Annotated in this window: 7 protein-coding genes; 3 read left to right on the forward strand and 4 right to left on the reverse strand. The window is 70.7% G+C overall.

Features of this window, described 5'->3' with window-relative positions:
- Positions 1 to 110 precede the first annotated feature (110 nt).
- Positions 111 to 1,157 carry a (4Fe-4S)-binding protein gene (locus tag ACFWX1_RS08830; protein ID WP_378385359.1) on the forward strand — a complete coding sequence of 349 codons (1,047 nt, stop codon included), beginning with the start codon at positions 111 to 113 and terminating at the stop codon, positions 1,155 to 1,157.
- On the opposite strand, the gene ACFWX1_RS08835 is transcribed toward ACFWX1_RS08830, so the two are convergent.
- Entirely contained in the window at positions 1,158 to 3,182 is a 2,025-nt protein-coding gene (locus ACFWX1_RS08835) for an acyltransferase family protein (RefSeq protein WP_378385361.1), read from the reverse strand.
- A 110-nt stretch (positions 3,183 to 3,292) separates the two neighbouring features.
- On the opposite strand from ACFWX1_RS08835, the gene ACFWX1_RS08840 reads away from it, so the two are divergent.
- The gene (locus ACFWX1_RS08840; RefSeq protein ID WP_378385363.1) at positions 3,293 to 3,811 is read left to right on the forward strand and encodes a SixA phosphatase family protein; all 519 of its coding nucleotides are present in this window, start codon (positions 3,293 to 3,295) and stop codon (positions 3,809 to 3,811) included.
- 10 nt (positions 3,812 to 3,821) lie between these two features.
- Here the strand turns inward: ACFWX1_RS08840 and ACFWX1_RS08845 are convergent, their stop codons facing one another.
- Both ACFWX1_RS08845 and ACFWX1_RS08850 read right to left on the reverse strand, forming a co-directional pair.
- Positions 3,822 to 4,037 carry a hypothetical protein gene (locus ACFWX1_RS08845; protein WP_378385365.1) on the reverse strand — a complete coding sequence of 72 codons (216 nt, stop codon included), beginning with the start codon at positions 4,035 to 4,037 and terminating at the stop codon, positions 3,822 to 3,824.
- Positions 4,038 to 4,115: 78 nt separating this feature from the next.
- Complete coding sequence (locus tag ACFWX1_RS08850) at positions 4,116 to 6,392, reverse strand: hypothetical protein (RefSeq protein WP_378385367.1); 2,277 nt, start codon at positions 6,390 to 6,392, stop codon at positions 4,116 to 4,118.
- Between the two features lie 173 nt (positions 6,393 to 6,565).
- Here ACFWX1_RS08850 and ACFWX1_RS08855 point away from each other — a divergent pair, with 173 nt between their 5' ends.
- Positions 6,566 to 8,062, forward strand: a complete 1,497-nt coding sequence (locus tag ACFWX1_RS08855) for an MFS transporter (protein WP_378385369.1) — start codon at positions 6,566 to 6,568, stop codon at positions 8,060 to 8,062.
- A gap of 18 nt (positions 8,063 to 8,080) precedes the next feature.
- Here ACFWX1_RS08855 and ACFWX1_RS08860 read toward each other — a convergent pair whose 3' ends face one another.
- Entirely contained in the window at positions 8,081 to 8,872 is a 792-nt protein-coding gene (locus ACFWX1_RS08860; RefSeq protein ID WP_378385371.1) for an NAD-dependent epimerase/dehydratase family protein, read from the reverse strand.
- Between the last annotated feature and the right edge of the window lie 181 nt (positions 8,873 to 9,053).

A 9,053-nucleotide genomic window follows, 5' to 3' on the forward strand; every position in this document is an offset into this window, starting at 1 on the left:
ATGCGAGGAAAGTCCCCTTCAGCTCGTCCGGGCCCCAGTGAGTCTTGTTTTCCAACTCGCGCCGGGTTACTGTCGGTTTGGTTTTCCAACTGACTGACAAGGGGACAGGCGTGACCGAGCGGAAGCTGCCGTCGAAACTGGCCGGGCATCCATCCGTGCGGAACGTGCTGGCCCGCCGGGCGACGCAACCGCCGAAACCCGCGGTGATCGACGCCGAGTGGCTGCGGGAGCTGTGCCTGGCGGCGGGTGCCGACGACATGGCCGCGGTGTCGCTCGACCATCCGGACCTCGAAGGCGAGCGCAAGCACGTGCTCGGCGCGCTGCCCGGCACGAAGACGTTGATCTCGCTGGTGGTGCGGATGAACCGCGACAACGTGCGGACGCCCGCGCGCAGCGTGGCCAACCAGGAGTTCCACCGCAGCGGCGAGATCATCAACGAGGCGGGTCACCGGATCGTCCGCGCGCTGCAGGACGCGGGCCACCGCGCGCTCAACCCGTCGGCGACGTTCCCGATGGAGATGGAGCACTACCCGGGACGGATCTGGGTGGTGGCGCACAAGACGGTGGCGGTCGCCGCCGGGCTCGGCGCGATGGGGGTGCACCGCAACGTCATCCACCCGAGGTTCGGCAACTTCGTCCTGCTCGCCACACTCCTGGTGGACGCGGAGGTCAGCGCGTACGGCGAGGCTCTGGACTACAACCCCTGCCTGGAGTGCAAGCTGTGCGTCGCCGCGTGCCCGGTGGGGGCGATCGGGAAGGACGGCGAGTTCGACGTCGTGGCGTGCGCGACGCACAACTACCGCGAGTTCATGGGCGGGTTCACCGACTGGGTCGAAACGGTGGCCGACAGCGCCGACGGCAAGGACTTCCGCACGCGCGTGTCCGACTCCGAGAACGCGTCGATGTGGCAGAGCCTTTCCTTCAAGGCCAACTACAAGGCCGCGTACTGCATGGCCGTCTGCCCGGCGGGGGAGGACGTGCTGGGCCCCTACCTCGACGACCGCCGCGGCTTCATGACGGACGTGCTGCGACCGCTGCAGGACAAGGTCGAACCCGTGTATGTGCGCCCCGGTTCGTCCGCGCAGGAACACGTCGAACGGCGGTTCCCGCACAAGGTGGTCCGCCCGGTCGGCGACGCGGGACGCCCGGCGGACTAGCTACCAGCCGAGTGCCGAGGTCATCGCCTGGTCGAGCGCGGGGGACAGGGTCGTCATGAACGTCGCGGTGACGTGGTTGTCGTCCATGTACACCAGGACGTTCCCGACGACCGGGTTGCACAGCGTGCCGCAGAAGTAGCCGCTGAAGTCCAGGAACGAAACGTTCGGCGGGACGCCGGCGGCCTTGCGGTAGGGCGGGATCGGCGCGAACAGCCGGTCTCGCCGGACGCTGCACTCCGGTGCCTTGCGGCCACGTGATTCGACGCAGGCGGCGGGGGAGAAGTCGAACCGCGGATTGTCCCGGACTGCGACCACCGGGATGCCCGCCCGGTCGAGATTCCGCCACTGCGCCACGAACCCGGGCGGGGTCTGTTCGGTGAGGCCCGCGCGGACGTCACGGCTGGCGAGCGTGAACACCGCGTCCGGGCGCAGGGCGAGGATTTCCTGTGCGGCGGCGGCGTTCCAGTCGGTGCAGCCCTTGTCGCCGGGCATCGCGTCGGAGGTGGTGGAGAACGGGCAGGCACCCTTGAGCATGAACGTGATCTGGTAGTTGTGTTGCTCGGCAAGGGGTTTGAGCGCGGCGAGGTACTGCTGGACGTGCGAGTCGCCGACCGCGACGATGCGTTTCGCCGGGGTGCCGGTGGTCTTGCTGGTGCACATCTCCAAATCCTGGTCGCGGGCGGACTTGACGCAGGCGGCGTCCGCGATGCCGCCCCAGTCGTTCGGGATGGCGATCATCGGCGGCACCACCGTGCTGGGGGTGACGGGTTTCGGCGCCTCGGGCGACCGTGCCTGGGCGCCGGGATGCGCGGGATCGTCGAGATCGATGGAGAAGTCGGCCTTCTTCGTGCCGACCACCTGCCAGGTCCCGGTGACGAACACCACCGGCACCAGCGCGGCGAGGCCGAACCGGTAGGCGCCCCAGCGGGTGCGGACGCCGATGGCCGAGGCACGCACGGGATTCTCGACGAGGTGGTACGTCAGCGCCGCGAGCAGCACGGAGACGCCGATGACGAAGGCGCCCCCGGCGAGCCCGACCCGCTCGCGGTCCCTGGCCACGAGGTAGAAGATCAGCACCGGCCAGTGCCACAGGTAGAGCCCGTAGCTGAGGTTGCCGAGATACCCGAACGGCCGCGAGGCGAGGATCCGGTCGGCGCCCCAGCGGCTTCCGGTGGCACCGGCGAGGATCACCAGACCCGCCGCGACGGTGGGCCACAGGGCCGCGTAGCCGGGGAAGACGCTGCCGACGTCGAGCACGATCCCGCAGACCGCCAGCCCGGCGACACCGAGCCAGCCGCACAGCACCCTGGCCGGGCGCGGCAGGGACATCGCGTCGATCCCGAGCGCGAGCAGGCCGCCGAGAGCGAATTCCCACACCCGGGTGAAGGAATCGAAGTACGCGAGTGGCTGGTTGGCCGCGGTGAGATGCACCGAGTAGGCCAGTGAGACGGCGAAGACGATCGCGAGCGTGACGAAGAGCGTGCCGCGCAGCGAACGACGTAGCCGCGTCGCGAGGAAAGCGACCAGCGCCACCAAAAGCGGCCAGACCACGTAGAACTGGCCTTGGATGGACAGCGACCAGTAGTGCTGGACGACGCTGGCGGTGTTGTGCTGGGCGAAGTAGTCGGCCGAATCCGCGGCCAGCCGCCAGTTCTCCACGTAGAACGCGGACGCGAAGATCTCCTTGATGGTCTGGAACCAGCGATCCTGCGGCAGCAGGGGGATGCCGACGCCCGCGACGGCGACGAGGACGGTCAGCGCGGCGGGGAACAGGCGTTTGATCATCCGGCCCCACAGCGGCCGGAACGCGATCCGGCCGCGCCCCGCCGCACGGAAGAGCTGACCGGTGATCAGGAAACCGGAGATCAGGAAGAACACGTCCACGCCGCCGGAGACCCGGCTCAGCCATACGTGGTAGACGACCACCAGCGACGCGGCCAGCGCGCGCAGCCCCTGCAGTTCCGGACGGTACTTCCGCGCCGAATCGGGGACGGGACCGGCATCGGCGGGAGGCGGGCCGGACATCGTGGTTCCCCCATTCGGTCAACGCTGTGCTGCCCGCATCCGACCACACGTTTCTGTGAGAACCCCGGCCCTCGCTGTGCGCGCGCTGTGAAAACGGGGAGAATGGAGTAATGCGGCGGCTGATCGTTCTCCGGCACGCGAAGTCGGCGTGGCCCGACGGCGTCGCCGACGACGAGCGTCCCCTGGCCGCGCGGGGCCTTCGCGACGCGCCACGCGCTGGGCGGTGGCTGGCGCGCCACGGTTTCGTCCCGGACAGGGTGGTCTGCTCCACCGCGCGGCGGACCCGGGAAACCTGGCGGATCGCGGGCGGGGCGCTGGGCGTCTCGCCGCCGGTCGCCTACGACGAACGGCTTTACGGTGCCGGGCTCGGCGATTTCCTCGCGGTGGTCGGGGAAACCGGCGAAGAGGTCGGTACGTTGCTGGTGGTCGGGCACGAGCCCGGAGTCAGCGAAGTGACCGTCGAGCTCGCGGGATCGGCGGACGGAGACGCGCTCGTACGGGTCCGTACGAAGTTCCCGACGTGCGCGCTGGCCGTGCTGGAGCTTCCCGGGCCGTGGCGGGACGTCGCCGCGGACACGGCCGTGCTGCGGGCCTTCGTTGTCCCGCGCGACCCCGCGATGGACGGCTGACCGCTTTTCGTTACCTGGCAGGAGGATCCGGGCGCTGGTCGCGGGAGGACTCCGGCGCCACCGTTCTGTTGAACGGACGCAACCGCGCCGGCGCGGGCACGAGCAGGGCGACGAGCACGCCGACGATCCCGACCAGGACCGGCGCTTGGATGACGGTGGGCGCGGTGCAGGCGAGGAACAGCCGGAGCGAGCCGGTGACCAGCAGGCGCCACAGCCTGGGGTCCATGATCGGGAATTACCCCGTGGTCATGATCGCAAACCCGGCGTGCACGACCGCTGCCGACTCGTTACTGCCGGGGCCGGTTCAGCCGTGCAGGCCGGCGGCCTTGCGGAAGTCGAGCAGCCGGCGCCAGGCGAGCTGCGGGTGCAGCGCCAGCTGACGGCGGACGAGCGCGAGCTGGTGCAGGTCCGGGGTCAGGCCGGTCTCGTCGAGGTCGTCGTCGAAGACTTCGAGGATCGTGGCGGAGAACAGCACGAAACAGCCGCCGTGCCAGCGCAGCGTGTTCACCGGACTGGAGGACGGTCCGTCGACTCCGCGCACCAGCTGATCGGCCAGTTCGGCCAGTTCCAGGGGATTCGCGGTTTCCGGGATCGCGAGCAGCTCGGCGATGAGCCCGACGTGCTCGCCCGCGTCCTCCAGCGTCGTCACCGTTCCGGAGAGCGCGTGCATCTTGCTCGTGAGCTCGGTGCGGACGAGCTTGTCCGCGACGTGGCTGAGCCAGGGCTGGTAGACCTCGGCGGTGACGTCCACGATGTCGGTCGTGTACCGGCGCAGATCGCGGGGCAGCCCGCCGGACAGGCAATGGCACAGATAGCAGAACTGGTCCGGTACTCCCTGCAGCCGCAACGCCACCCACATCCTGCTCTCGTCGAGGGTGAAGTGCTCCAGCCGCACCATTTCGGCGAACGCGCTGTCGAACGCGTCGCGCACGCCCAGCCCGCGTTGTTCGAAGTTCAGCACGGCGTCGTCGGAAACCGACACGAAGAACAGGCAGCCCGGGACGCCGAACACGCCCTTGACGTCGTTGACGAACTGGTGGGCCTTCTCCTGTTCACCGATCTTGTCCAGCTCGTCGATCGCGATCACCATCCGGTCGGTGACGCCCTCCTCGCGCAGGACTCGCGCGCTCTTCTCGGCGAATTCGCGCAGCTTGTCCACCACCTCGGGGTGCGTGAGCTGCTGCTCGGCCCGCTGGGTCGACCAGGTACGGCCCGCCTCGCCCTTGAACGGCAGGCTCAGTTTCCCGGACCACCCGGTCGTGTGAGTCTGCAGGAACCGGGTCCGCACAAGGTGTTTCCGCGCGGTGCGGAGCAGGTCGAACAGCTCGCGATGGCGTCGTCGCCTGCGGTACAACAGGATCAGGGAGGCCGGCACCCGCAGCACCACCCAGAGCGTGCGCGCCGCGAAGAGCACGATCAGGCCCAGCGCGATGATGCGGGTCATCGGCTGATCGGCCCAGAGCGCCCGCGCCGAACCGGGCAGATCCGCCGCGGCCGCCGTGAACACCCGGCCCGCTTCGGCAGGGAACCCGATGAGCGTGCTGTTCCACAGGAAAAAGGCCGGGACGAGGCAGAGCGCGGCGAACCCGAGAAATCCGGCGACACCGCGCAGACCGTTCCGGACCCACTGCGCGCGGTCCTCCCGCCGACGCGGGAGAAGCGGCCCGAGCACCTCGGAAACCGTGTCGATCACGGCGTTGCACAGCAGCGCGTGCAGGTGGAGCACGAAGTCACGGGCCTCGTAGTGGGCGGGCGCGGAAGCCAGCACCACCAGCGGCGAAGACGACGTCGAGCTGTTGAGCAGTCCCCGCTGCATGGCGCGGATCGCGGTGGTCTTCCCGACACCGCGGGAGCCCGCCAGCGCCACCGCGCCGGAGTCGGCGCGTTCGATGACGCGGCGCAACCGGCGGGCGGCCGACGTCAGCACGATCTTCGAACCGTCTTCCTCGTACAGCCCGCTGATCTCGGTGTAGACGAGCTTGCTGCCGTAGCGGACGGTGCGCTGCGACCGGACGAACTCCCGCACCGCGGGCAGCACGATCTCCGCCAGCACGAACTCCCGCTGGTCGCCGAGTCCCAGCTGCCGGGGGTCGGGCTGAGCCCGCCCCAGTTCCTCCTCGGCCGGGAGACCCAGCAGCGAGGGCACCCGGCCGACGACGATCCTGGCCGACAGCACGATGACCGCGAAGAATCCCACCACGGAGAAGATCTGCCATGGCAACGGCAGTTTCGGCCAGGCGAGCAGCAGCAAGGACAGGTACCCGCCACCGAGCGCCACGACCAGCGCCGACCAGGCGAACCGCGGGAGTGCCGGGATGGTGGATCGCGGGACCGCTCCGTGCCGTCCTTCGCGGAACAGCCGGTCCTGGGTGACCCGGATCCGCGTCAGCACCGACTCGTCGGCCAGTACGGCGGCACTGACCACCTCGGCGGGGACCTGTTCTTCGGCCAGCGCGCGCATGATCTCGAAGTCGGCCAGCGCCTCGTCGAGCAGGACACGCAAGGCCAGCCGCGCCGTCCACAACTCGAAGTCGTCGAAGTCCACCTCGTCGTCCAGCAGGTGGTGGGCAGCGTCGGTCATTCGGCCCATGATGCCGCACCGGCACCGGCCGGGGGAGCGGTTCGGCGAAGATCCGCACCGTCCTAACCGGACAGTGCGGATCTTCGCCCGTGCCGGATCCGGTCCAGACCTTGGCCTGCTCACCGCGAGGGCCTACGGTCGAGAAGGTCCGATCATCGGAGACTGGGGGCGGCGTGGCGGCGGTGACGCGGTGGGAGGGCGGGCCCGCGAGGGTGGTCGTGGGCGCCGGGGTGGTGCTGGTCGTCGTGTGCTCGGCCGTCGGGTTCGTCCGCGCGTTCCTGCCCGGCCACATGGGCATGGGCATGGACATGGGCCCGAAACTGCGCGGGATGCCGTTGCCGGACATGCCGGAGATGTTCCTCGCCGGGGCGGGGATCCTGGTGGTGCTGGCCGGAGTGTTGCTGCGGGGCCCCCGCCGGGCCCCGGTGGCCGCCGCGCGGGCCGGGTCCCGCGGCCGCGGGCTCGTGGCCTTCGTCGCGACGACCGCGCTGACCATCGACATCAGCAAGACCTCGACGCTGGGTTTCGTCATTCCCGGGATGCGCGCGGAGTACGGGATCGGCGCGTCCACCGCGGCGCTGCTGGCCGTCGGCGGGCTGTCCGGCACCGCGACCGGGGCGCTGGTGTTCAGCAGGCTCGCCGACCAGATCGGCAGGCGCGGCTCGTACCTGCTGGCCACCCTCGGATTCACCGCGACGAGCATGTGCGGGTGCATGCCCTCGTTCGGCGGCAACGTGGCGATGTGCTTCCTGATGGGCATCGCGGTCGGCGGGCTGGCGCCGATGCTCGTCACGATCCTGGCGGACCTGTTCCCCGGCGGTTCGCGCGGTCCGGTCGTCGCCGCGTTGTCGATGGTGGCCACCGCGCTGGGCTACCTGATCGCGTCGGGATCGGCGCTGTGGCTGGAGCCGGTCTTCGGGTGGCGGGTGCTCTGGCTGATCGGCGCCCCGATCGGGCTCCTGCTCACCCTCGCCACCGTCCTGGTGCCCGAACGTACGCTCCGCGCGGTCGCGCGGCCGGAGGACGCCGGGCCCGCCGTGCCGGAACCGGCGGGCACCGCGTTCACGACCCGCCTGCAATGGCTCTACGCCGGGATCGTCGGCCTGCTGACCTTCGGGCTGACCACCTGGGTGCCCACTCTCGCCAGGGCGGGCGGGCTCTCGCTGACCACCGCGAACACCCTGCTCACGGTGGTGGCGCTGGTGATGGTCCCGTGCGCGGTGCTGCTGACGCTGGCCTACCGCCGGTTCGGCGCCATCCCGCTCGCGGTCCGGCTGGCCGTGACCACCGCCGGCGTGCTGCTCGCGCTCACGGTGTCCGGGCTGACCTCGGCCGTGACCTGGCTGTCCGCCGCCGTGCTCGCGGCGGCGCTGTTCGCGGTCAACACCATGGCCGCGCTCTTCCTGCCGATCGCGGCGGATCTCGCGGACGCCCGCCGCCGCGGCCGGATCACCGGCACGGTGTCGTTCTTCAACCGGGCCGGCGGTCTGCTCGGGCCGCTGGTGCTCGCGCTCGTCGTGTCGTCGGTGACCGACGTCCTGGTCGCGGTCGCGGTGCTCGCCCTGCTGTGCGGGGCGATCGCCTGGTACACCGGGCACCGGTACCGCGCCGCGAAACGGGCCGCCCCACCGGGGGAACACCCGGATTCCCGCGTCCGGAGTCCCACGTGACCGGCCGGGCCCGGTGATTCACCGCATCGGCACGCCCAGTTCGGTGGTGACGAACAACGTCCCGCCGAGGTAGGCGGACGCGGAATCGTCGTCCGCCGGGACCGTGCCGGCGAACCGCTCGGAGTCGTCGGCGGCACGGTAGCCGAGTTCTGCGGCCTCGCGCGGCGAACACCGCCCCCGGGTATTGGCCGAAACGCCCCACACGATCCGGTATCCGGGCTCCGGCGCGGTCAGGCACGCCTCGAACAGCCTGCCCGCGTCGTCGGGCGACAGCCACAACTGCATCCCGTGCGCGTTGCCGACATCCGGGAAGCAGGCGCCGATCCGCACACAGATCACGTCCATGCCGAACCGGGAGTGGTACAGGCTGCCCAGCGACTCCAGCACCGCCTTGCCGAAGCCGTAGTAGGTGTCCGGGCGCGGTGAGCTGTCCGCGGGCAGGATCCCCTCGTTCTCGCGGAATCCGACGACGTGCCCGCTCGACGCGAGGATCACCCTCGGCACCCCGCAACGGCGCGCGGCCTCCAGGACCGTACGGGTGCCGTCGACGTTGACCGTCAGGATCTCCCGCCAGGTGTGTTCGCGGGGGTGTCCCGCCAGGTGGATCACCGCGTCCGCCTCCGCACACGCCTCGGCCAGGACGGCCGCGTCCGTGACGGAACCGGTCATGATCTCGACGTCCTCGCCCGCCGCCGCGGCCTCGGCGGGAGCGGTGTCCAGCAGCCGCAACGTCCGCCCCGGTTCGCGCAGCCGGGTCCGGAGGTATCCGCCGATCCGGCCCGACGCCCCGGTGATCAGCACACAGCCCACTGGTCAGCTCCCTGTCTCGATGATCGAAGGAAACCTTGCCAGGCTCCGGCGATCACGGACAACGGGGCCGCGTGCCCGGGGGGGGCCCGCGGCGCCGCCCGGGGCCCCCCCCGGGTGACCCCCCCCGCCGAACCGCGAGCAGGGTGGGGGTTTGGCCGCCGCCGCCGCCCGGGGGGGGTGT

Origin of the sequence: Amycolatopsis sp. NPDC059021, from assembly GCF_042739895.1 — a bacterium.
Classification (GTDB): Bacteria; Actinomycetota; Actinomycetes; order Mycobacteriales; family Pseudonocardiaceae; genus Amycolatopsis.